The organism is Pseudescherichia vulneris, assembly GCF_902164725.1.
GTDB classification, from domain to species: Bacteria; Pseudomonadota; Gammaproteobacteria; order Enterobacterales; family Enterobacteriaceae; genus Pseudescherichia; species Pseudescherichia vulneris.
Window position 1 is genome coordinate 3,186,173 of the sequence record NZ_LR607338.1, and the last position, 22,802, is coordinate 3,208,974.

General features: G+C 55.1%; 20 protein-coding genes and 6 tRNA genes. 10 read left to right on the forward strand and 16 right to left on the reverse strand.

Features of this window, described 5'->3' with window-relative positions; genetic code table 11:
- The first annotated feature begins 68 nt into the window (after positions 1 to 68).
- Both ligA and FN633_RS13245 read left to right on the forward strand, forming a co-directional pair.
- Complete coding sequence (gene ligA / locus FN633_RS13240) at positions 69 to 2,087, forward strand: NAD-dependent DNA ligase LigA (RefSeq protein WP_154058016.1); 2,019 nt, start codon at positions 69 to 71, stop codon at positions 2,085 to 2,087.
- 1 nt (position 2,088) lies between these two features.
- The gene (locus FN633_RS13245; RefSeq protein ID WP_154058017.1) at positions 2,089 to 2,304 is read left to right on the forward strand and encodes a DUF3820 family protein; all 216 of its coding nucleotides are present in this window, start codon (positions 2,089 to 2,091) and stop codon (positions 2,302 to 2,304) included.
- Here FN633_RS13245 and FN633_RS13250 read toward each other — a convergent pair.
- The 6 genes from FN633_RS13250 to FN633_RS13275 all read right to left on the reverse strand — a co-directional run bounded on the left by FN633_RS13250 (position 2,301) and on the right by FN633_RS13275 (position 4,337).
- Positions 2,301 to 3,293 (reverse strand): bile acid:sodium symporter family protein, encoded by a 993-nt coding sequence (locus FN633_RS13250; RefSeq protein ID WP_154058018.1) that lies wholly within the window; start codon positions 3,291 to 3,293, stop codon positions 2,301 to 2,303. The two genes, FN633_RS13245 and FN633_RS13250, sit on opposite strands and share 4 nt — an antisense overlap.
- 110 nt (positions 3,294 to 3,403) lie before the next feature.
- The gene (locus tag FN633_RS13255) at positions 3,404 to 3,748 is read right to left on the reverse strand and encodes a FlxA-like family protein (protein WP_154058019.1); all 345 of its coding nucleotides are present in this window, start codon (positions 3,746 to 3,748) and stop codon (positions 3,404 to 3,406) included.
- Between the two features lie 210 nt (positions 3,749 to 3,958).
- Positions 3,959 to 4,034: transfer RNA gene (locus FN633_RS13260), tRNA-Lys, on the reverse strand.
- A gap of 4 nt (positions 4,035 to 4,038) precedes the next feature.
- A tRNA-Val gene (locus FN633_RS13265) sits at positions 4,039 to 4,114 on the reverse strand.
- A 30-nt stretch (positions 4,115 to 4,144) separates the two neighbouring features.
- Positions 4,145 to 4,220, reverse strand: a tRNA-Val gene (locus FN633_RS13270).
- Between the two features lie 41 nt (positions 4,221 to 4,261).
- Positions 4,262 to 4,337: transfer RNA gene (locus tag FN633_RS13275), tRNA-Val, on the reverse strand.
- 257 nt (positions 4,338 to 4,594) lie between these two features.
- Between FN633_RS13275 and gltX the strand changes: the two genes are divergently transcribed.
- On the forward strand, positions 4,595 to 6,010 hold the full coding sequence (gene gltX / locus FN633_RS13280) for a glutamate--tRNA ligase (protein ID WP_154058020.1): 1,416 nt from the start codon (positions 4,595 to 4,597) through the stop codon (positions 6,008 to 6,010).
- Positions 6,011 to 6,061: 51 nt separating this feature from the next.
- Here the strand turns inward: gltX and FN633_RS13285 are convergent, their stop codons facing one another.
- Together FN633_RS13285 and FN633_RS13290 are read right to left on the reverse strand one after the other, a co-directional pair.
- Positions 6,062 to 6,454 (reverse strand): YfeC-like transcriptional regulator, encoded by a 393-nt coding sequence (locus FN633_RS13285; protein WP_208674109.1) that lies wholly within the window; start codon positions 6,452 to 6,454, stop codon positions 6,062 to 6,064.
- 1 nt (position 6,455) lies between these two features.
- The gene (locus FN633_RS13290; protein ID WP_042389450.1) at positions 6,456 to 6,818 is read right to left on the reverse strand and encodes a YfeC-like transcriptional regulator; all 363 of its coding nucleotides are present in this window, start codon (positions 6,816 to 6,818) and stop codon (positions 6,456 to 6,458) included.
- Positions 6,819 to 7,037: 219 nt separating this feature from the next.
- Between FN633_RS13290 and FN633_RS13295 the strand changes: the two genes are divergently transcribed.
- The 3 genes from FN633_RS13295 to FN633_RS13305 all read left to right on the forward strand — a co-directional run bounded on the left by FN633_RS13295 (position 7,038) and on the right by FN633_RS13305 (position 9,634).
- A tRNA-Ala gene (locus tag FN633_RS13295) sits at positions 7,038 to 7,113 on the forward strand.
- Between the two features lie 40 nt (positions 7,114 to 7,153).
- Positions 7,154 to 7,229 (forward strand) — tRNA-Ala (locus FN633_RS13300).
- Positions 7,230 to 7,501: 272 nt separating this feature from the next.
- Positions 7,502 to 9,634 (forward strand): EAL domain-containing protein, encoded by a 2,133-nt coding sequence (locus FN633_RS13305; RefSeq protein WP_341805710.1) that lies wholly within the window; start codon positions 7,502 to 7,504, stop codon positions 9,632 to 9,634.
- 51 nt (positions 9,635 to 9,685) lie between these two features.
- Here FN633_RS13305 and FN633_RS13310 read toward each other — a convergent pair whose 3' ends face one another.
- Complete coding sequence (locus tag FN633_RS13310) at positions 9,686 to 10,873, reverse strand: NupC/NupG family nucleoside CNT transporter (protein WP_154058022.1); 1,188 nt, start codon at positions 10,871 to 10,873, stop codon at positions 9,686 to 9,688.
- Positions 10,874 to 11,215: 342 nt separating this feature from the next.
- On the opposite strand from FN633_RS13310, the gene FN633_RS13315 reads away from it, so the two are divergent.
- Positions 11,216 to 12,454, forward strand: coding sequence for an Nramp family divalent metal transporter (locus tag FN633_RS13315; RefSeq protein ID WP_154058023.1), 1,239 nt, complete (start codon positions 11,216 to 11,218; stop codon positions 12,452 to 12,454).
- A gap of 63 nt (positions 12,455 to 12,517) precedes the next feature.
- Here the strand turns inward: FN633_RS13315 and FN633_RS13320 are convergent, their stop codons facing one another.
- The 3 genes from FN633_RS13320 to FN633_RS13330 form a co-directional block, all read right to left on the reverse strand.
- Positions 12,518 to 12,871 (reverse strand): DUF2502 domain-containing protein, encoded by a 354-nt coding sequence (locus tag FN633_RS13320; protein ID WP_154058024.1) that lies wholly within the window; start codon positions 12,869 to 12,871, stop codon positions 12,518 to 12,520.
- Between the two features lie 121 nt (positions 12,872 to 12,992).
- Positions 12,993 to 13,991, reverse strand: a complete 999-nt coding sequence (mgrA, locus tag FN633_RS13325) for an L-glyceraldehyde 3-phosphate reductase (RefSeq protein WP_154058025.1) — start codon at positions 13,989 to 13,991, stop codon at positions 12,993 to 12,995.
- A gap of 70 nt (positions 13,992 to 14,061) precedes the next feature.
- The gene (locus tag FN633_RS13330; RefSeq protein ID WP_154058026.1) at positions 14,062 to 15,297 is read right to left on the reverse strand and encodes an ion channel protein; all 1,236 of its coding nucleotides are present in this window, start codon (positions 15,295 to 15,297) and stop codon (positions 14,062 to 14,064) included.
- Between the two features lie 204 nt (positions 15,298 to 15,501).
- On the opposite strand from FN633_RS13330, the gene glk reads away from it, so the two are divergent.
- Positions 15,502 to 16,467 (forward strand): glucokinase, encoded by a 966-nt coding sequence (glk, locus tag FN633_RS13335; protein ID WP_042389469.1) that lies wholly within the window; start codon positions 15,502 to 15,504, stop codon positions 16,465 to 16,467.
- Here glk and FN633_RS13340 read toward each other — a convergent pair whose 3' ends face one another.
- Together FN633_RS13340 and FN633_RS13345 are read right to left on the reverse strand one after the other, a co-directional pair.
- The gene (locus FN633_RS13340) at positions 16,468 to 17,199 is read right to left on the reverse strand and encodes a LytR/AlgR family response regulator transcription factor (RefSeq protein WP_154058027.1); all 732 of its coding nucleotides are present in this window, start codon (positions 17,197 to 17,199) and stop codon (positions 16,468 to 16,470) included.
- Between the two features lie 14 nt (positions 17,200 to 17,213).
- Positions 17,214 to 18,911 carry a sensor histidine kinase gene (locus FN633_RS13345; RefSeq protein ID WP_154058028.1) on the reverse strand — a complete coding sequence of 566 codons (1,698 nt, stop codon included), beginning with the start codon at positions 18,909 to 18,911 and terminating at the stop codon, positions 17,214 to 17,216.
- 391 nt (positions 18,912 to 19,302) lie between these two features.
- On the opposite strand from FN633_RS13345, the gene alaC reads away from it, so the two are divergent.
- On the forward strand, positions 19,303 to 20,541 hold the full coding sequence (gene alaC / locus FN633_RS13350) for an alanine transaminase (protein WP_154058029.1): 1,239 nt from the start codon (positions 19,303 to 19,305) through the stop codon (positions 20,539 to 20,541).
- Positions 20,542 to 20,616: 75 nt separating this feature from the next.
- On the opposite strand, the gene ypdK is transcribed toward alaC, so the two are convergent.
- Positions 20,617 to 20,688 carry a membrane protein YpdK gene (gene ypdK, locus FN633_RS13355; protein WP_099458783.1) on the reverse strand — a complete coding sequence of 24 codons (72 nt, stop codon included), beginning with the start codon at positions 20,686 to 20,688 and terminating at the stop codon, positions 20,617 to 20,619.
- Positions 20,689 to 21,101: 413 nt separating this feature from the next.
- Positions 21,102 to 21,512, reverse strand: coding sequence for a Spy/CpxP family protein refolding chaperone (locus FN633_RS13360; RefSeq protein ID WP_042389473.1), 411 nt, complete (start codon positions 21,510 to 21,512; stop codon positions 21,102 to 21,104).
- Between the two features lie 578 nt (positions 21,513 to 22,090).
- Between FN633_RS13360 and aqpZ the strand changes: the two genes are divergently transcribed.
- A partial coding sequence (aqpZ, locus tag FN633_RS13365) for an aquaporin Z (RefSeq protein ID WP_154058940.1) occupies positions 22,091 to 22,802 on the forward strand: 712 nt, incomplete at its 3' end.

Sequence of the window (22,802 nt, forward strand, 5' to 3'; positions counted from 1 at the left end):
GCCTGCGGTAGTGTTATCTCTCTCATAAGCCCCCGCCTGTCGGGGGTTTTTTCTATTGATGGTGCGATATGGACTCAATCGAACAACAGCTAACTGAACTGCGAACCACGCTTCGCCATCATGAATATCTCTATCACGTGATGGATGCCCCTGAAGTCCCGGATGCCGAGTATGACCGCCTGCTGCGCGAGCTACGCGCCCTGGAGGCCGAGCATCCCGATCTGATTACGCCGGACTCCCCTACCCAGCGGGTGGGTGCTGCCCCATTGACCGCCTTCACCCAGGTGCGCCATGAAGTCCCGATGCTGTCGCTGGATAACGTCTTCGATGAAGAGAGCTTTCTGGCGTTCAACAAGCGCGTGCAGGATCGCCTGAAGAGCACCGATGCGCTGAGCTACTGCTGCGAGCTCAAGCTCGACGGGCTGGCGGTGAGTATCATCTACGAGAACGGCGTGCTAATTCAGGCCGCCACGCGCGGGGACGGCACCACCGGGGAGGATATCACTACCAACGTGCGCACCATCCGGGCGATCCCACTCAAGCTGCACGGGGATAATATCCCGACACGGCTGGAGGTACGCGGCGAAGTCTTTCTGCCCCAGGCGGGCTTTGAGAAGATCAACGACGAAGCCCGGCGTACCGGCGGCAAAGTATTCGCCAACCCGCGCAACGCGGCGGCAGGCTCGCTGCGCCAGCTCGACCCGCGCGTGACCGCCAAGCGGCCCCTGACCTTCTTTTGCTACGGCGTCGGGATCCTGCAGGGGGGCGATCTGCCCCGCAGCCACCTGGGCCGCCTGCAGCAGTTTAAGGCCTGGGGCCTGCCGGTGAGTGACCGCATTCGCATCTGTGATACGCCGGAAGCCGTACTGGACTTTTATCACCAGGTCGAAGCGGATCGCCCGACGCTGGGGTTTGATATCGACGGAGTAGTCATCAAGGTCGATTCGCTCGAATTGCAGGAGCAGCTGGGGTTTGTTGCCCGCGCCCCGCGCTGGGCGGTGGCATTTAAATTTCCGGCGCAGGAGCAGCTGACCTTTGTGCGTGACGTGGAGTTTCAGGTAGGACGCACCGGGGCGATCACGCCCGTGGCGCGCCTTGAGCCAGTACACGTTGCAGGCGTCCTGGTGAGTAACGCTACTCTGCACAATGCGGACGAAATCGCCCGCCTGGGGCTAAAAATCGGCGATCGGGTGGTGATCCGCCGGGCGGGGGATGTGATCCCGCAGGTGGTTAACGTTGTTGAATCCGAGCGTCCGGCCGATGCCCGTGACGTTGCGTTCCCGACGCACTGCCCGGTTTGCGGCTCCGACGTCGAGCGCGTTGAGGGCGAGGCGGTAGCCCGCTGTACCGGGGGTCTGATCTGCGGTGCGCAGCGTAAAGAGTCGTTGAAACACTTCGTCTCCCGCCGGGCGATGGACGTTGACGGCATGGGCGATAAGATTATCGACCAGCTGGTGGAGAAGGAGTACGTACACACGCCCGCCGACCTGTTCCGCCTGACGGCAGGTAAGCTGACCGGGCTGGATCGCATGGGGCCGAAGTCGGCGCAGAACGTGGTCAACGCGCTGGAGAAGGCGAAAGAGACCACCTTTGCCCGCTTCCTCTACGCGCTGGGCATTCGCGAGGTCGGCGAAGCCACGGCGGCAGGCCTGGCCGCGCACTTTGGTACTCTGGAGGCGCTGGAAGCGGCCTCGATTGAGGATCTGCAGAAGGTGCCGGACGTCGGCATCGTGGTGGCTACCCACGTGTTTAACTTCCTGGCGGAAGAGAGCAACCGCGAGGTGATCCGCGATCTGGTCGAAGGGGTTGGCATTCACTGGCCGAAGCCGCTGGTGGTCAACGCCGAAGAGATCGACAGCCCGTTTGCCGGTAAAACGGTTGTGCTAACCGGCAGCCTGAGCCAGATGTCCCGGGATGACGCGAAGGCACGGCTGGTGGAGCTAGGGGCGAAGGTCGCAGGCAGCGTATCGAAAAAGACCGATCTGGTGATTGCCGGCGAGGCGGCGGGCTCTAAGCTGGCTAAAGCGCAGGAGCTGGGAATTGCGGTGATCGACGAAGACGAGATGCTGCGCCTGATGGGAGTCTAAGATGGATAAGGCCCAGCTGGTAGAGATTGCTAACACCGAGATGCCCTTTGGTAAATATAAGGGGCGGAGGCTGATCGATCTTCCGGAGGAGTACCTGCTCTGGTTTGCCCGCAAGGAGACGTTTCCGCCCGGGCATCTTGGGCAGCTGATGGCCTTTACGTTGCTGATTAAAACCGAGGGGCTGACGCATCTGGTGCAGCCCCTGCGGCAACCTTAGGGGTTATCAGCAGCCTGATGGGCCTGCTGCGCCTCCGCCTGCCGCTTATAGCGGCGTGCCAGCACGGCGCAGACCATCAGCTGGATCTGATGGAAGATCATCAGCGGCAGCACCATCATCCCAATGACTGAGGTCGGGAAAAGAATATTGGCCATCGGAATACCGTTGGCCAGGCTCTTTTTCGAGCCACAGAAGACGATGGTGATTTCATCGGCTTTGTTAAAGCCGCAGAGGCGTGCCACGAGGATATTTACCCCCATCACAATCGCCAGCAGGACCAGGCTGACAATCACGATAAACAGCAGCGATCCCAACCCCACCTTATGCCAGATGCCGTTCACCACCGCCTCACTAAAGGCAGAGTAGACCACCAGCAGAATGGAGGTCTGGTCGGTTTTCGCAATCCACTTTTTATTACGCGCCACAAAGGCGGCGGTCCACGGACGTGAGAGGTGGCCGAGCACAAACGGCAGCAGCAGCTGCAGCATGATTTTCCCTACCTGCTCGAGGCTGCCCTGTGCGCCGTGCATATCCATCACCAGGCCGACCAGTAGCGGCGACAGGAAGATGCCCAGCAGGCTGGAGGCAGAGGCAGAGCACACCGCGGCCGCTACGTTACCACCGGCCAGCGAGGTAAAGGCGATTGCGGACTGCACGGTGGCAGGCAGGATGCAGAGATAGAGAAAACCGGTATAGAGCTCAGGGCTGACGTTGACCGGTGCCCACCATGCAAACAGCACGCCCAGCACCGGAAACAGAATAAAGGTGCTGCACATCACCCACAGATGCAGCCGCCAGTGGCTGCCGCCAGCAATAATGGCTTCCCGGGAGAGCTTGGCTCCGTGCATAAAGAAGAGCAGGGCGATAGCGGCGGTAGTAAGTCCTTCAAAGAAGGGGACGAAGCCGCCGCGTGCTGGAAAAAAAGAGGCCAGTAAAACAACGGCAATGAGCGTGAGCGTAAAAGGATCGAGGACGCGTAAAAATTTCATAATGACTCCTGAAAGACAGTGCCACCATTTTGCTTTTATCTGGATGTTAATGAAAAGTGATTTATCGCGTTTGTTGAGAAAGAAGAGAGGCATAACGCCTCTCTGAGCGATTAGATGTAGATGTCAATCTGATGCTCGGTGGAAGGGGAGTTTACGCCTTCTGCTTTCGTCTGTTTCTGCTCCTGCTTTTTCTGCGCCTCTTCTGCCTGGCGTTGCTGGAGCTGGGCGATCTGCGCCTGCAGCAGCTTGATCTGGTTCTGGATCTGCTCCTGCTGCTTTTGCTTCTCTTCCGTGGTGCCGCTGCCGTTCGCGATCTCTTTCAGCTGTTTGGTGAGTTTAGTGACCTGCTGGGTCAGGCTCTGGATCTGGGAGGCGATATCGCTGCTGGCGCTGCTGGAGGAGCGTCCGGAACTGCCGGACTGGACTGACGGTGTAGTGGTTGAAATGGTTGTCATTATAAAACCTCTCTTGCCATAAACCTGTTATATCGGCATTTTTTTAGAGAGCTTGAGAGATATGTGGAACCGGCATGTCGGGTGGCGCTGCGCTGACCCGACCTACAAACAGCACCGAGCTCACCGTAGGCTGGGCAAACGCAGCGCCGCCCGGCGTTAAATCACAGACAGCAGATAGCAAAAAAGCGCCTTTAGGGCGCTTTTTTACATTGGTGGGTCGTGCAGGATTCGAACCTGCGACCAATTGATTAAAAGTCAACTGCTCTACCAACTGAGCTAACGACCCGAAATGGTGGGCGATGACGGGCTCGAACCGCCGACCCCCTCCGTGTAAAGGAGATGCTCTACCAACTGAGCTAATCGCCCATTTCGGAACTGCTGTTGATAAGTTGAGATTGGTGGGCAATGACGGGCTCGAACCGCCGACCCCCTCCGTGTAAAGGAGATGCTCTACCAACTGAGCTAATCGCCCAATCTCACTGCTTATCTACACTGCGGTCATCATCGTAATGATGGTGGGTGATGACGGGCTCGAACCGCCGACCCCCTCCGTGTAAAGGAGATGCTCTACCAACTGAGCTAATCACCCCCGCTGTGTGGAGTCGCATTATAGGGAGAGTTGAAAATGAGTCAACGCCTTTTCTCAAGATTTTGTTTGTTCGTCGTAAATTTAGACAAAGCGGCGCATAAATGGCTGCGTACGCATGATTTCTAAACAAAAAACGGCTTTGACTCGCCCACAGTAGTAACAACATTGAGGAATCAGCGCAGGGTGATAGAATATTGCCCATTCTGTTTTCCAGGACTTGCCGGCTGTCGGCATCGTTATCAACGTAAGGCCATTTCATGAAAATCAAAACTCGCTTCGCGCCAAGCCCGACCGGCTATCTGCACGTCGGTGGGGCGCGTACCGCTCTCTATTCCTGGCTTTTCGCACGTCACCAGAACGGTGAGTTTGTGCTGCGTATTGAAGACACCGATCTCGAACGCTCTACGCCAGAGGCTATTGAAGCCATTATGGATGGCATGAACTGGCTGAATCTGGAGTGGGATGAAGGCCCCTATTTCCAGACCAAACGTTTCGACCGCTACAATGCGGTGATCGACGACATGCTGAAAGTGGGCACCGCCTACCGTTGCTACTGCTCTAAAGAGCGTCTGGAGGCGCTGCGTGAAGAGCAGATGGCCAACGGCGAGAAGCCACGCTATGACGGTCGCTGCCGCCATGATCACAGCGAACACGCTGCCGATGAGCCTTGCGTCGTACGCTTTGCGAACCCGCAGGATGGCTCCGTGATCTTTGATGACCAGATCCGTGGCCCGATCGAATTCAGCAACCAGGAGCTGGACGATCTGATCATCCGCCGCACCGACGGTTCCCCAACCTATAACTTCTGTGTTGTCGTCGACGACTGGGATATGCAGATCACCCACGTGATCCGCGGTGAAGACCATATCAATAACACCCCGCGCCAGATCAATATCCTGAAAGCGCTGAACGCCCCGGTGCCGGTGTATGCTCACGTCTCGATGATCAACGGCGACGATGGCAAAAAGCTCTCCAAGCGCCACGGCGCGGTGAGCGTGATGCAGTATCGTGACGACGGCTATCTGCCTGAAGCGCTGCTTAACTACCTGGTGCGTCTGGGCTGGTCCAGCGGCGACCAGGAGATCTTTAGCCGCGAAGAGATGATCAATCTCTTCTCGCTGGGTGCGGTAAGCAAATCGGCCAGCGCCTTTAACACCGACAAGCTGCTGTGGTTGAACCACCACTATATCAACACCCTGGCTCCGGAGTACGTTGCGACCCATCTGCAATGGCATATCGAGCAGGCAAACATCGACACCCGTACCGGCCCGCAGCTGTCAGAGCTGATCGGACTGCTGGGCGAACGCTGCAAGACGCTGAAAGAGATTGCCGAGAGCTGCCGCTACTTCTATGAGGAGTTTGCCGAGTTCGACGCTGACGCCGCCAAGAAGCACCTGCGTCCGGTTGCGCGTCAGCCGCTGGAAGTGGTGCGCGACAAGCTGGCCGCGCTCACTGACTGGACGGCGGAAAACATCCACCATGCGATTCAGGCTACCGCCGATGAGCTGGAAGTCGGAATGGGTAAAGTCGGGATGCCGCTGCGCGTGGGGGTGACCGGGGCAGGGCAGTCGCCTGCGCTGGACGTTACCGTGCATGCCATTGGTAAAACTCGCAGCGTTGAGCGTATCAATCGCGCGCTGGGCTTTATTGCAGAGCGTGAAAGCCAGCAGTAAGCAGGCGATAACCGCACTCAACAGAAACGGCAGGGTTAACCTGCCGTTTTTTTATGCCTCAGCGTCAGCAATGCCCAGCCGGGTTAAAAACCCGCGCAGGCCCTCTCGTGCCAAAAAGCGCTCCAGACGTTCCTGCTCGGCGGGCGTCATATTCTGCAGAACAGTATTTATCTGGCGTAGCGAAGCGGTTTGAAACAGCGTGCCGTAGCCTGCAGCGGGTTCTGCCATTGACGAGGCTGATTGGCGGTGACGAACTACCGGCGTTTTGCGCATATAGGCCAGCACGCGTTCATCAATATGGATCAGTCGCGCCCTGCCACCTTTCACACCGGTTAGCGTCTCGGTTGTCCAACCCTGTTCGCGGATCCAACGGTTAACCGTTTGTCTGGCCACGCCAAGATAGTCCGCCATCTCTTCAGGCGTCATTTTATCGGGTAGCTTCATCTTATTTTTCCCTACCGCGAATACCCAGCCGTTGGAGCAGGCCGCTGATCCCCTCGCGCATTAACAGAGAGGTCAGCTGCTTCTGTTCTGAAGGCGTCATCTCTTTCGCCAGCGTCACCAGCAGCACGTCGAGTGAGGTATCCAGGCTGGCGTCAGCGTAGAGCGTCGCATCGGCAGCCCGACGAGCGTTGCGGATAAACTCACGCACCTGTTCATTGATATGCACCACGCGCGCCTTGCCGCCCTGCACGCCAGGCTTGGGTGACGTTACCCAGCCCTCTTTGCGTACCCACTTGTTAATTGTTTGGCGGCTATAGCCTGTCAGTTTGGCTAACTCTTCCGGCGTCATTCGTTCCTTGATCATACGATTTCCTGACGAGCAGTAGGGGTAATTAGGGGTTCATTTTATAGCACCATTTTACGCGAAAATGTGACAGGTTTAACTCCTGACTGCGAGCAGGCACGCAATGTCGTTCATTTGTTTGCTTTTTCAGCGGTTGAGAGAAGGAGAGACATTTTGCCGTTGACACCTGCCAAAGGAATTCATATTATGCCGCCCGTCAACACGACAGCTTTACGCAACGGGGCTATAGCTCAGCTGGGAGAGCGCTTGCATGGCATGCAAGAGGTCAGCGGTTCGATCCCGCTTAGCTCCACCAAACTCTGAACCCAACAGATTTGGTGCGTAAAGAAGACTGTGGGGCTATAGCTCAGCTGGGAGAGCGCTTGCATGGCATGCAAGAGGTCAGCGGTTCGATCCCGCTTAGCTCCACCAAAATTCAGACCCTCGCTTTTGCGAGGGTTTTTTTATGCCTGTCATTCCGCTTTCATGAACATTCAGTAAAATTTTTATAGCGATCCCAGGAAATTCTCTTATTACTTAACTATTGTTAAGCACCAATTCACTATCAGCTCGCTAACTTGATTCACTTTGTGAATAAACCTATTATTTCTGCCCAGCGAAATTGCGCGCCAAGAGCACACTTATTAACTCAAATGAAAATGAAAATATACAGTCATGTGAAAGTGTTTTTAATTGTGTTAATAATGTGTATAGCAATTGTCCCCTTTTCACGTTTTATTTCACCGCGCGCCCAGGTAGATGCAAGTGAAATCTTTTTGGCGTGGCTACCGTTCAGCGTCTCGCTGGCAATGCTCCTTCTTTTTGGCCGCCGGGCCATCTTTCCGCTGGTAGTGGGATTTGCCCTGGTTTATGAGCGTCTGCTGGATTTAAACCTGTTGCAAACCGGCGTTTTCCTTTTTTGCTTCTTCTTTCCTCTCCTGCTGTCATGCACCATTGTACGCTGGCAGCTGGGCACGCGCTGGCGATACGGCTTGCCAAACCGGCATATGGGGGTGCGCACCGTCTGGCTAGCGTTTGTTGCGCCTGCCGCTATTAAGGCAACCATGTACATTGCGGGTGCCAAAGTGGCATTTCCGACGCCGATGGCCCGGTTCTTTGATACCAGCTCAGTTATTTACAGCATCATTGATATACAGAGTTTGATTTGCGCGGCGCTGATTTTCACCATGATGTTTTATTATCCGTTGCGCATGATGGTAAATCCCCGCTATGGCCGGACGCTATGGCGAAAAAGCCTCCGGCCTTTCTTGTCGCCGAGAAGAAGAAATTTTACTTTAGGCTGGCTGCTCACATTAGCGCTGTTTCTTATTGTCGTCTGTTCACCTTATCAGTCTGACTATATAGCCGGGTACCTGGTCCCGATCATCTTTATTTTATTTACCTTAGGGATCGGTAAGCTAAGCCCGCCGTTAATCGGTATGAGCTGGGCATTTACTGCGTTGATGCTCCTCGCCAATAATCAAAATTTCTTGCAGGGCGTTTACACTGAGTATTCAATGGCCTTCGTGCTGTCGGTACTGATCTCCTTTACCATCTGTATTCTCTACATGGCCTCTATTTACCGGCGCAGCGAGTGGCTTAAGCGGGCGTGGAAGGCGCAGGCGCTAACCGATCCTCTTACCGGTCTGCCGAATTTGCGTGCCCTTGAACAGCAGTTAGAGAAGCATACGCATCGGGTCGTCTGCTGTCTGCACATCAGCAACCTGGAGTTTCTCAGTCGTCACTATGGCATGATGATGCGCGTGCAGTGTAAGCGCAGCATCACCCGTGAGCTACAGCCGCTGCTGATGCGCAATGAGAAGGTCTATCAGCTGCCGGGAAGCGAGCTGCTGCTGCTGCTCAACGGTGCCGATCCGACGGCGCGGCTTCAACATATGGTGGACTACCTCAGCGGGCGGAAAATTTTCTGGCACCACACCGCAATGGATATCGAGTTTGGGGCCTCGTGGGGCATTATTGAGGGCGCTGGGGAGGTGTTTCACCAAATGCTGGGCCAGCTGAGCTGGCTTTCCGAGCAGGCCTGTGCCAACTCGCATGTGCTAGCCCTTACCCAGAGTCTTGAGACTGTCTGCGGTCACACTACCGATCGCGTATTGCTGCTTAACCGCGTAAAGCGTGCCCTGGAGGAGGATGGACTATTGCTCTATGCCCAGCCAATCCAGAACGCGGACGGGGTGGGGTACCATGAGGTGCTAACCCGCCTTGCCGTTGAAGGTGAAATTCTCACGCCTGACCGTTTTCTGCCGGTTATCGCCCAGTTTAACCTGAGCATTCGCTTCGACATGCAGGTGCTGGAGACCCTGCTGCGCTGGCTGCGTGCGCATCCGGTTCCCGGTACTCAGGCGCGTTTCTCCGTCAACCTGATGCCGCTAACCCTGATGCAGGAAGAGTCGGCCACGCAGATTATGACCCTGTTTAAACGCTATGACGTTGCCCCCCAGTGCGTGATCATTGAGATAACCGAAGAGCAGGCTTTCTCTAATTCGGAAACCAGCATGCATAACATTCAGCGTCTGCAAAACTACGGCTTTAAGATTGCGATCGATGATTTCGGTACCGGCTACGCTAACTTCGAGCGTCTGAAGCGTCTGCATGCTGACATCGTGAAGATCGACGGCTGCTTCGTGAAGGATATTCTCACCGACTCTCTGGACGCGATGATTGTGAAATCGATCTGCTTTATGGCGAAGGCCAAATCGCTGACCGTGGTGGCAGAGTATGTGGAGACCGAGGAGCAGCGTGACCTGCTGCTCTCGCTGGGCGTGGACTACCTACAAGGTTATCTGCTGGGTAAACCCGAGAAGCTGGCGGATTAGAAATAAAAAAACCGGGGCAGGACCCCGGTTTTGTATCTGTGCGACGTGAATTTACAGCACGAGCGCAGCGATAGATGCAGACAGCACGCTGACCAGCGTAGAGCCGTAAACCAGCTTCAGACCAAAGCGTGATACCACGTTGCCTTGCTCTTCGTTCAGGCCTTTGATGGCACCGGCAATGATGCCGATAGAGGAGAAGTTAGCGAAGGAGACGAGGAACACGGAGAGGATCCCTTCCGCACGTGGCGACAGGGTGCTGGCGATCTTCTGCAGGTCCATCATGGCAACGAATTCGTTAGAGACCAGTTTGGTTGCCATAATACTGCCTACCTGCAGCGCTTCACCGGCCGGTACGCCCATTACCCATGCAATCGGGTAGAAGATGTAGCCCAGAATGCCCTGGAAGGAGATGCCCAGTACGGCGGCGAACAGGGCGTTCAGACCAGAAATAAGGGCGATAAAGCCGATCAGCATGGCGGCAACGATAATCGCCACTTTGAAGCCTGCCAGGATATACTCACCCAGCATCTCAAAGAAGCTCTGACCTTCATGCAGATTCGCCATCTGCAGATTCTCTTCGCTCTCATCCACGCGGTAAGGGTTGATCAGCGACAGAACGATAAAGGTGCTGAACATGTTGAGAACCAGCGCCGCAACGACGTACTTTGGATCCAGCATGGTCATGTACGCGCCAACGATTGACATGGAGACGGTAGACATCGCCGTGGCTGCCATGGTGTACATGCGGTTGCGCGACATTTTGCCGAGGATATCTTTATAGGCGATAAAGTTTTCTGACTGCCCCAGAATCAGCGAGCTTACCGCGTTGAAAGATTCCAGTTTGCCCATGCCGTTAACTTTTGACAGCACGGTACCGATAGCGCGAATAACAATCGGCAGGACGCGAATGTGCTGCAAGATACCGATCAGCGCCGAGATAAAGACGATAGGACAGAGTACCTTCAGGAAGAAGAATGCCAGACCTTCATCGTTCATTTTGCCAAAGACGAAGTTGGTCCCTTCGTTGGCAAAGCCGAGCAGCTTTTCAAACATCTCGGAGAAGCCACGTACGAAGCCCTGACCGATGTCGGAGTTCAAGAAGAACCAGGCGAGTAACACTTCAATGACCAAAAGCTGAACAACGAAACGAATACGAATTTTCTTGCGATCGCTGCTGACCAGTAAGGCAAGCAGCGCCACAACGGCAAGCGCCAAAACAAAGTGAAGAACGCGGGACATACTTTTTGCTCCAAACATGAGGCAGGTTTAGTTTTCGTGCACATTCTATGAAACAAGAGTAAATAAAACGAGATCAAATACACACTATCGTTATGTCCTGTGACGAGACTCAAAAATAGTGATCAAAGATACAATTTTGTTATGTTAATAAAAGAAGTGTAAAACCCGTTTACGCTGCTAGACTGTAACAAATGGGACAACCTCCCCACGCATTTTCGCTCTTTTCCTGACGTTCACTCCGTTAATCGGTTTTATCTATCAAAGAAATCCACCCAAACCAACTTGATAATCATTCGCATTTTGCTAGCATGAAACATAGCAAAGGCTATATTAGAGGCAAAAATGAACGATAGCAGCGTTGAGGGCAGCAGCGGACGTACAGCGCGGAAGCTTCGGTTCGCATTGATGGGACCCGCCTTTGTGGCGGCAATTGGCTATATCGATCCCGGCAATTTTGCTACCAATATTCAGGCCGGGGCCAGCTTCGGCTACAAGCTGCTATGGGTGGTGGTGTGGGCTAACCTGATGGCGATGCTGATCCAGGTGCTCTCTGCCAAACTAGGGATTGCCACCGGCAAAAACCTTGCCGAGCATATTCGCGATCGCTATCCACGTCCGGTGGTCTGGTTCTACTGGGTGCAGGCGGAGATCATCGCCATGGCCACCGACCTTGCGGAGTTTATCGGGGCGGCGATTGGCTTTAAACTCATTCTCGGCGTCTCGCTGCTGCAGGGGGCGGTGCTGACCGGCATTGCCACCTTCCTGATCCTCATGCTACAGCGGCGCGGCGATAAACCGCTGGAGAAGGTAATTGGCGGTCTGCTGCTCTTTGTCGCGGTGGCATACGTGGTGGAGCTGATCTTCTCCCAGCCTAAGCTGGTGGATCTGGGTAAAGGGATGCTGATCCCGAGCCTGCCGACTACCGAAGCGGTGTTTTTGGCTGCGGGCGTGCTGGGGGCAACCATTATGCCGCACGTCATCTATCTGCACTCCTCTCTGACCCAGAATCTGCATGACGGATCGCGTAAAGAGCGCTACTCGGCAACGAAGTGGGACGTAGCGATTGCCATGACTATCGCGGGCTTCGTTAACCTGGCGATGATGGCCACCGCCGCCGCCGCGTTTCACTTTAGCGGCCATACCGGCGTTGCCGATCTGGATCAGGCCTACCTTACCCTCGAACCGCTGCTAAGCCATGCGGCAGCCACCATCTTTGGCCTGAGCCTGGTGGCGGCAGGACTCTCTTCCACGGTAGTAGGCACCCTGGCAGGCCAGGTGGTGATGCAGGGGTTTGTTCGCTTCAGTATTCCGCTGTGGCTGCGTCGGTCTATCACCATGCTGCCCTCGTTTATCGTCATTCTGATGGGACTGGATCCGACGCGTATTCTGGTTATGAGTCAGGTTCTGCTTAGCTTTGGTATCGCGCTGGCGCTGGTGCCTCTGCTGATTTTTACCAGCGACGGCAAGCTGATGGGTGAGCTGGTCAATACCCGACTGGTAAAACGCCTCGGCTGGGTGATAGTGGCTCTGGTGGTAGGGCTTAACCTGTGGCTGCTGATAGGGATGGCGCTGGGGCTGTAATGTGAGAGGAACGCCGGGTGGCGGCTGCGCCTGACCCGGCCTACGAAATAAATTACGCGTTTATCAATGGTGGTGGCCGTGACCATGACCATGACCATGACCATGACCGCGNCCTGGGCCACGACGGTCGTTACGATCGTGCCAGCCTTCGCGATAGCCACGCTCGTATGCCTTACGGTTGTCCCAGCCACGATGGTAGCCGCGATCGTGCGGACGCCAGCGGTTCTCGCGCCACTGATAGTGACGGTGCCAGTAGTCCCGGTCGCGCCAGTCTCGGCCATCCCAGTAGTGGCCCCGATCGTCCCGGTCGCCAATCTGTAATTTTATAGACGGCAACAGCGTGATCTCACCGGCGTGGGCGACCAGCGGGGCTGTAGTAGCCATTAACAGTGCTGCCAGAATAAGTGACCTGAACATAAAAAAATCCTCCACGAGCGGGCCACAATGGCCTGTAAGAAAATATTACGAGACGTAAAGTCCCGTAGCATCTCCTTAACTCCTAATTCGTGGAGGGGAGCACTTTTTGTTAAAAAAAGAGTTAACCTGCGTCGTTCAGGATTGCATCAATGGCGGCACACTCCTGCTCGGTAAAGTGGCGGTTAGCCAGCATGCCCGCAGCGTCGTCCAGCTGGGCAATTTTACTTGCGCCAATCAGCACTGAAGTCACTCTGTCCCCGCGCAGCACCCACGCCAGCGCCATCTGCGAGAGCTTCTGCCCGCGCGCCTGTGCTAAGGCATTAAGCTTACGCACCTTATCCAGCTTCTCCTCGGTAAGCTGATCCGGATTGAGGAAGCGGCTGCCGCTGGCAGCCCGTGAATCTTCCGGAATGCCGTTGAGGTAACGATCCGTTAGCTGACCACCCGCCAGCGGCGAGAAGGCGATGCTGCCGACGCCTTTTTCTGCCAGCAGATCCAGGAGTTCGTCTTCTACCCAGCGCTCAAACATCGAATACTTCGGCTGATGGATCAGGCAGGGCGTGCCCAAATCGTCGAGGATGGCGATGGCCTCGCGGGCCAGCTCGGCCGGGTAGTTCGAGAGCCCAACGTAGAGCGCTTTCCCCTGGCGCACAATATGATCCAGGGCGCGCATGGTCTCCTTCAGCGGGGTATGCGGATCCGGGCGGTGATGATAGAAGATATCGACATACTCAAGCCCCATCCGGCGCAGGCTCTGATCGAGGCTGGCAATAAGGTACTTGCGTGAACCCCAGTCGCCGTAAGGGCCGTCCCACATGGTATAGCCGGCTTTGGAAGAGATAATCAGCTCGTCGCGATACGGCAAAAAGTCCTCTTGCAGGATGCGGCCAAAGTTGCTTTCGGCAGAGCCCGGCGGCGGCCCGTAGTTATTGGCGAGGTCAAAATGGGTGATGCCTAGATCGAAGGCGTGGCGTAGCAGCTGGCGGCTGGTATCAACCCGCGTCGCGTCACCAAAGTTATGCCACAGCCCCAGCGATATTACTGGCAGCCTGATGCCGCTATCGCCGCAGCGGCGATACTCCATTCCCTGATAGCGCTCAGGATTGGCCTGATAAACCATGCAGTTACCCTCTCGGTTCTGTAAAAAGCGCAACATTACACCGGACGAGCCGATGAAACCCGCGCGGGCGTTAATCTTTGCGACGTGGCGCAATCATCAACGGTTTTCCCGCCAGCAGTAGCCACGCGGGAAGCATCACAATGCACAGCAGCGGTAGCAGGGTAGTATCCGGTACCACTGCCGCCGCCATAAACAGGCTCAGCCAGCCGTCGCGGGTCACCACCAGCACCAGGCCAAGAATGGCGCATGACACGGTAATGGCTGCCGGGACGGCCTCGACGTGTTCGTGCAGCATCAGCCCTAACGCCACTGCAACAAACACTGCCGGGAAGATGCGTCCGCCGCGAAAACCGCAGGCGGCGGCAATTACCAGCGCAGCGAGCTTCACCACCGCAAACAGCAGGTAGTCGCTGACGGTAAAGGTCTGGCTAAACGCCAGCTGCTGCATCTCACTCAGCCCCTTGAACAGCGTGATATGCCCACCGATAATGCCGAGAATACCCAGCAGAAAGCCGCCGATACCGAGGATCAGCACCGGATGGCCCAGCCTGTGCATCAGCTGGTGCAGGCGTGGCAGGCACCACACCGCAATCATCCCCAATGCAATCGCGATGGCGGCTACTACCGCACCGCTAAAGATATCCACCAGCTGCATCTGCCCGTAGTGGGCAATCGGCAGCGAGAAGTGCGGGTGGAAAAAGAGGCTGGTGGTGAGCGCGCCCGCGGCGGCGGACATCAGCGGAGCGAAGAGCCGATCCCACAGCGGAACGTCGCTGTTACCGCCCAGGGTCTGGGAGAAGATCAGCGCGGCGGCAACCGGTGTGCCAAACAGCGCGCCGATCGTGCCGGCAGAGGCCAGCACCGTCCAGTCAAGCGCCGTCACCCGGGGAAATAGCCGCGCACCAACGGCCACCGCGAGGGCAATATTGATTACCATAATAGGATGCTCAGGGCCAAGGCTGACCCCGCCCGCCAGGCCAATAATCAGCGCGCAGAGCAGGCCGGGGAGGGTAGAGGTGGCTACCGGTGCACCAATCAGCGGCTCGGTGGCCGGATCCGGTCCACCGTGGCCCGGGCTGTAGCGCAGCACCAGCCCGACGGCCACGCCGGTGAGCGTCAGCATCAGCAGCGTCCAGAAGGGAGAGTCCAGCGGGACGCCGAGCGTTGTCGGCAGGCTGGACCAGAGAAGAGATTGCAGCACGGAGGCGACTTTCATCACCGCCACCAGTACAACACTCGACGCTACGCCAATAATCAACGCGGGAAGCGACAGCAACAACATGGTTCTGGCTCGCGGATGGAGCATGATGATTTCCTTCTACTTTCACTTATGGGCACCATTGCACGGCTCGCCTGGCGGCGTCGACACAAATGATGCGGAAAGAGTAAAGTTATTCTGTGATGAAGCTCTATAATCCCTCAGCACTCGTGCTATGGTCGTTGTTGTTACAGCGCCTTGAATTTACAGTGTGCCAAAGATTTATTCTGACTTTAGCGGAGCCGTAAAAGAATGACAAAGTATGCTTTAGTAGGAGACGTAGGCGGCACCAATGCGCGTTTAGCGCTATGCGATGTCGCCAACGGCGAAATTTCCCAGGCTAAGACCTATTCCGGGCTGGATTATCCAAGCCTTGAAGCCGTGGTTCGCGTCTACCTTGCTGAACACAACGTCAGTGTTGAAGATGGCTCCATTGCCATCGCCTGTCCGATTACCGGCGACTGGGTCGCCATGACGAACCACACCTGGGCCTTCTCCATCGCCGAGATGAAGCAGAACCTGGGTTTTGCTCACCTGGAGATCATCAACGACTTTACCGCCGTATCGATGGCGATCCCCATGCTGGACAGAGAGCATCTGACCCAGTTTGGCGGCGGGGAGCCGGTCGAAGGTAAGCCGATTGCCGTCTACGGAGCCGGTACCGGCCTTGGGGTTGCGCATCTGGTGCATGTTGATAAGCGCTGGGTAAGCCTGCCGGGTGAGGGCGGCCACGTTGACTTCGCGCCAAACAGCGAAGAAGAGGCCATTATCCTGGAGGAGCTGCGTGCTGAAGTAGGGCATGTCTCTGCCGAGCGCGTGCTGTCAGGACCTGGGCTGGTCAATCTCTACCGGGCGATTGTGAAATCGGATGGTCGCCTGCCGGAAAACCTCCAGCCGAAAGACGTGACCGAGCGGGCGTTAGCTGACAGCTGTACCGACTGCCGCCGGGCGCTGTCGCTGTTCTGCGTGGTGATGGGCCGCTTTGGCGGCAACCTGGCGCTGACGCTGGGCACCTTCGGCGGGGTCTATATTGCGGGCGGTATCGTGCCGCGCTTCCTCGACTTCTTTAAGGCGTCCGGCTTCCGCGGCGGCTTTGAGGATAAAGGACGCTTTAAAGCCTATGTGCAGGACATTCCAGTGTACCTGATCGTGCATGACAACCCAGGCCTGCTGGGCGCAGGTGCGCATATGCGCCAGACCCTGGGCTACATCCTCTGATCACAGGTGCATTAGCTGCCTGAACTCTTTTACCTTGCTGCGGCTGACGGGAACCTGGAAATCAAGATCCCTCAGCCGCAGAATATAGGTGTTGTTAAACCAGGGTTCGATCTCGCGGATCTTGTTCAGATTAACGCAGTAGGAGCGATGGCAGCGGAAGAAGTGCGCCGCGGGTAGCTTGCTGCAAAATTCAGTGATGTTCATCGGCATCACGTAGGATTCCCGCCGGGTGTAGACAAACGTCATCTTCTCATGGGCTTCGGCATAGTAGATATCGTGAATGCTGGTCACGATAATGCGCTCGTCCTTAACGAGATTGATGGTGTCATTCTCACGGGTCGCTACCGGGCTGCCGCTGGTGCCGGATTGCTGCTGCCAGGCTGCCTCCAGCTTTTGCAGCATGGTGATGATCCGCGACTCCTGATAGGGCTTCAGAATATAGTCAAACGCCTCCAGCTCAAACGCCTCGACCGCATGCTCTTTCCACGCGGTAATAAACACAATAAAAGGCTTATGCGCGAACTGGCTGATGTTTTGCGCCAGCAGCACGCCGTCCAGGGACGGAATATTGATATCGAGAAACAGGGCATCCACCTTGTTGTGCTGAAGGTACTTCAGCACGTCCAGACCGTCATCAAAGGTGGCGACAATCTCCATCTGGCTGTGCGCTTTGATAAGCCAGCTCAGCTCCTGCTGGGCGAGGATCTCATCTTCAACGATGATAACTTTCACTGTCACTCTCCTGTTTAACGCAGCAGCGTTACTGGCCCGGGAGCCGGGGTACGCTGATGCGGCACGTAAAAGGCAATTTCCGTTCCAGGCTCAAGGCGGCGAATGTGCAGACCTTCACCGTAGAGCAGCTTCACGCGATGATGAACGTTCAGCAGGCCGATTTTATTTCCGGGCATCTCATTGGCTTCAACGCGCTCAATCACTTTGGGATCGATACCGTGGCCGGTGTCGCGCACGGCAATGCGCACCCGGTTGCCACACTCCTCCACGCTGATGTTCACTACTCCCTTGCCTTTACACGGCTGGATCCCGTGGACGATGGCGTTCTCTACCAGCGGCTGGATCAGCAGACTGGGGATCACGCAGGTGACCTCTTCATCAATATCATAAATGACCGTCAGCTTGTCACCGAAACGCGCCTGCTCAATGGCGATGTAATCTTTAATTTGGTATAGCTCTTTTTTAATGTCGATCTGCTCGTCGTCATTGAGCTCGATGTTATAGCGCAGGTAGCGCGACAGGTTGATGATCAGCTGCCGGGCGGTATCTGGATTCATGCGAATCGACGAGGAGATGGCGTTCAGCGCGTTAAACAGAAAGTGTGGGTTAATTTTGCTCTGTAGTGCCCGCAGCTCTGCTTTATTGGCCATCTCCCGCAGCTGTTCGGCGCGGGAGACCTCCAGCTGGGTCGAGATAATCTGCGACAGGCCTACCGCCATCTCCTGCAGCGACGAGGTGATCTGGTGAGCATGGCAGTAGTAGATCTTCAGCGTGCCGGTAACCACCCCTTTCTCCCACAGGGGTATCACCAGCATAGAGTGGATCTCCGGGGTGCGGTGCGCCTCATCGTTGTTTTTAATGACGATTTCACCGTTGTCGATCGCCCTGCGGGTCGTGGGACTGATAATATCATCGCTGTCGCGGTAGTTGTTCTCGCCGACGCCAACGTAGGCAAGGACATGATCGATATTGGTGATGGCAACCGCATCGGCGTGAATATCGCGGCGGATAATGTCGCATACCTGGCGCAGCGACTCGCTGTTGACGTGGCGGAACAGGGGCAGCGTTTTATTGGCAATATCGAGTGCCAGCTTGGCCTGACGTGCCGCGCTGGCCTCCTTCTCACCCTCAACGCTCTGTACCAGCAGCACGATAAAACCGATGCACACCGTGCCTAAAATCATCGGCACGCCGATTTTCGACACGATATCCAAGCCCAGCGTGGTAGTGGGTGCCCAGAGAACGACCAAAATCATTGTCAGGGTTTCGCACAGCATGCCCGCGATAATGCCCACGCGCCAGCGCTGCGCCTTCGGGATTTTTACGTTGATCCAACCAGAGAGAATGCCCGCCACGATACTGGTAATAAAGCACGGGACGGCGGTAACGCCGCCGATATCGATTAGGTAGCGATGAGTGCCAGCAATCATGCCGGTAATAATGCCGACCCAGGGCCCAAACAGGATCCCACCCGACATCACCGCAATAATCCGCACGTTAACCAGTGAGCCCTCGACCTGCACACCTGACCAGGTGCTAAACAGGGCAAACATCGAGAAGATAGCCGTTACGGCCAGCAGCTCTTTCGGGGAGTGGGCCGTTTTATGCAGCAGCTCGCGGAACAGGCGGATGCGAATAAGAAAGAAGAGGCAAATAAGCATCAACGCCGCACGATCGAAAACCGCCAGCAGCATAGTGAAAATTTCGTGCACGGGTAGCTCTTGTGAATGACATGAAAAAGCGATGATAAAAAAATTAGCGACAGAAGACCAGTTAACTTCCCTGAAGGATAAACAGGGAAAAACCCTTAACAGAAAAGGGGATTGGTTAATGCAGGCGGCTGGCAAGCAAACTCACGTGTGTAGAGTAAGATTACGGTAACTTTATTGATATCATGATGTTAATCCCTTCTATGTTTAATGTTTATATTAAACACTAAATCACGTTTTGTTCAGCCGACGGTTCCGCTTTTTCTCCGCAAAACAATTTTTGCATTTTTTCTCGACAGCAGGAAATTTTTCAGGCTATTTTCAATGCTATGCCACTACGACAGGTGGCAACGTCGCTCGGACGGTCCGGGCGCTCACGTTATCCGAGGAATCTATGGCTGAATTCAGTCCTAAACGCCGCTTTTCGCGTATCGATCGTCTCCCCCCTTACGTTTTTAACATCACTGCCGAACTGAAGATGGCTGCGCGTCGGCGCGGCGAAGACATTATTGACTTCAGCATGGGTAACCCTGACGGTGCCACTCCGCCGCACATTGTTGAAAAGCTCTGCACCGTGGCCCAGCGCCCGGACACCCACGGCTACTCAACGTCACGCGGTATTCCACGCCTGCGGCGGGCCATCTCCCGCTGGTATCAGGAGCGCTACCAGGTTGAGATCGATCCAGAAAGCGAAGCCATCGTGACCATTGGTTCAAAAGAGGGGCTGGCGCACCTGATGCTGGCTACGTTGGATCACGGCGACACCGTGCTGGTGCCGAATCCCAGCTATCCGATCCATATCTATGGCGCGGTGATTGCCGGGGCACAGGTCCGCTCCGTGCCGCTGGTCGAAGGCGTTGACTTCTTTAACGAGCTGGAGCGCGCCATTCGCGAGAGCTATCCGAAGCCAAAAATGATGATCCTCGGCTTCCCGTCTAACCCAACGGCGCAGTGCGTAGAGCTGGAGTTCTTTGAGAAGGTGGTTGCGCTGGCGAAACGCTATGACGTGCTGGTGGTCCACGATCTCGCCTACGCCGATATCGTTTACGACGGCTGGAAAGCGCCGTCGATTATGCAGGTCCCCGGTGCGCGCGACGTAGCGGTAGAGTTCTTTACCCTGTCAAAAAGTTACAACATGGCAGGCTGGCGGATCGGCTTTATGGTCGGCAACGCCGAGCTGGTGAACGCCCTGGCACGAATTAAAAGCTACCACGACTACGGAACCTTTACGCCGCTACAGGTGGCGGCCATTGCTGCTCTTGAAGGCGATCAGCAGTGCGTACGCGATATTGCCGACCAGTACAAACGCCGTCGCGACGTGCTGGTTAAAGGCCTGCACGAGGCGGGGTGGATGGTAGAGATGCCCAAAGCCTCTATGTACGTATGGGCAAAGATCCCGGATGCCTACGCAGAGATGGGCTCGTTGGAGTTCGCGAAGAAGCTGCTCAACGACGCTAAAGTGTGCGTGTCGCCAGGGGTTGGATTTGGTGAATATGGCGATACCCACGTGCGTTTTGCGCTGATTGAGAACCGGGACCGTATTCGTCAGGCGGTGCGCGGAATCAAAGCGATGTTCCGCGCCGATGGCCTGCTTCCCGTTACGCCAAAAGCCTCTGCGGAAGAGAGCGAGTAGCGTCGTACCGAAGTGGGGCAATAGAAGAGAAACAGGAGCCATTAGGCTCCTGTTTTTTTTATGCGTGACAGCTGCTCAGATCATCAGGGCGAAGGTGCCGGCCCAAACAATGACCATCACTGAAATGCCCATAAAAAAATATTTCACGTTTCATCACTCCGCATACGTCAGGGTACGCATTAATGAACATCAGGACTGATTATAGAGAGCTGAAACTGTACCAAAGCCAAATTGAGAATTTTCTCGCTTAGGAGGACAGCATCACCCCAGAATTTCGGGCGTACCTCACGCCAGACGGCGCTAATGTACGCTTAATTATTACGGGGTGCAAGAGGGTTTTTTCTACATATTTTTAGAGACTTAGGTGTGTCGTGGAACGGCGACACTTTTATTTCCTGGTGCAATCATTTGCCTTTCAGCGACGCAAATAATACGCAGGCGAATGGCTTTTTTACGCTTGATTCATAAGGGATATTGGGTGGAAAAGTGTGCGCGAGATCGCTTTTTAAGCGGTTGTCGACAGAGTAAGAAGCCCGCCGGGGGAACGGCGGGCAAAGACATTATTCCATTGCCGCTTTAGCCAGATCGTCCTGCACCTGCTGACGCTGGGCTGGGGTCAGGATCTGGTTAAGATCGAAGTAGTACTTCACCTTGTAGTAACGCGCCTGCTGTTCAGCATTGCCAAACGCGGTCAGCTGCGTTTTTACCGTATCGTCACTCCATTTCCCGGAACGGATCATATCGATAATCGCGCCATCTTTCGCGCCGGTGATTTTAATTTGCTGAATATTGGTTTTAAGCTGCTGGTGCAGCTGCTGAATTTTCGTAACCTGATCCTGGCTTAGTTTCAGGTGCTGAACAATCGGATCCTGAGACGGGGCCGGTGCCGTAGAGACATTTGCAGCAAAAGCCGCGCCTGAAGAGAGCGCCAGAGCGGACACCAGTAAAGCAGAACGCAAAATTTTGTTCATATTTTTAATCCAACAAGCAAGATGAAAGCAGGCGGGCGAGTACATCCTTTCGCCACTCTCTGCTGTAATAAAGTATCGGAACAAAAGAGCATAAAATGGCTCATCCCGATGAAACAGAGCATACGCATATAACGTGGTATAGCCACGCAGATTTGTTTTACGAACGGTAACTGAATGAAAATAATAGTGGGTTCGGTAACTTATATTAATTAGTGAATAAGTTGGTATTTTGAATTCACTCGGTGAATGCATTACATAAGTAATTAATTTTATTTGAGATAAATATATTTTTTCAAAAATAGCTAAAGCCAGTCGCTACGGGGCGTGTAGGAGGGTAGCACTGTTTAGTCGGGGTGTGATTCTATTTTTCAGATTGCTAAGTTTTTATCAGGGGAATATTCTTTTCCGGAAATTATGTTTCCGCTCAGATTTTTTAATTTTTTTGATGATGGAATGCATCTCTTTGATATAAAGCGGCCGCGGTCGGGCTGCTCCCCCTACTGAGTTTGTTATTACTGGTAAAGCTATTAACGCCTGCCTTTGCAGGAATGTATTTAACTTTTTTGATGGATCTGTTTATGTTTAAGATGTTATCTGCTGAGTTTTTTGGCACATTTTGGCTGGTATTTGGCGGTTGCGGCAGCGCTGTATTAGCGGCAGCGTTTCCAGGTTTGGGAATTGGGTTTGTCGGCGTTGCGCTTGCCTTTGGCCTGACCGTATTGACCATGGCCTACGCGGTAGGCCACATCTCCGGCGGGCACTTTAACCCAGCGGTGACGGTGGGGTTATGGGCTGGCGGCAGATTTTCTGCACGTAATGTCATTCCCTATATCGTGGCACAGGTAATTGGTGGTATTGCTGGGGCAGCGGTGCTCTATCTTATTGCCAGCGGAAAAAGCGGCTTTGACGCGACGCTTAGCGGCTTTGCCTCCAACGGCTTTGGCGAGCATTCGCCGGGCGGCTTCAGTTTTGCCGCCTGCGCGCTGGCTGAAATTGTTCTGACCGCCTTTTTCCTGTTTGTCATTCACGGTGCGACGGACAAACGTGCGCCAGCTGGGTTTGCACCGTTGGCGATTGGTTTAGCGCTGACGCTTATCCACCTTATTAGCATTCCGGTGACTAACACCTCCGTTAACCCTGCGCGCAGCACAGCCGTAGCGATCTTCCAGGGGACATGGGCCCTGCAACAGCTATGGGTGTTCTGGGTCATGCCAATCGTGGGTGGCCTGCTGGGTGGGCTGATCTACCGCGTACTGCTGGGCGAGAAGGCGCAGCAGCAGGTGCAGCACC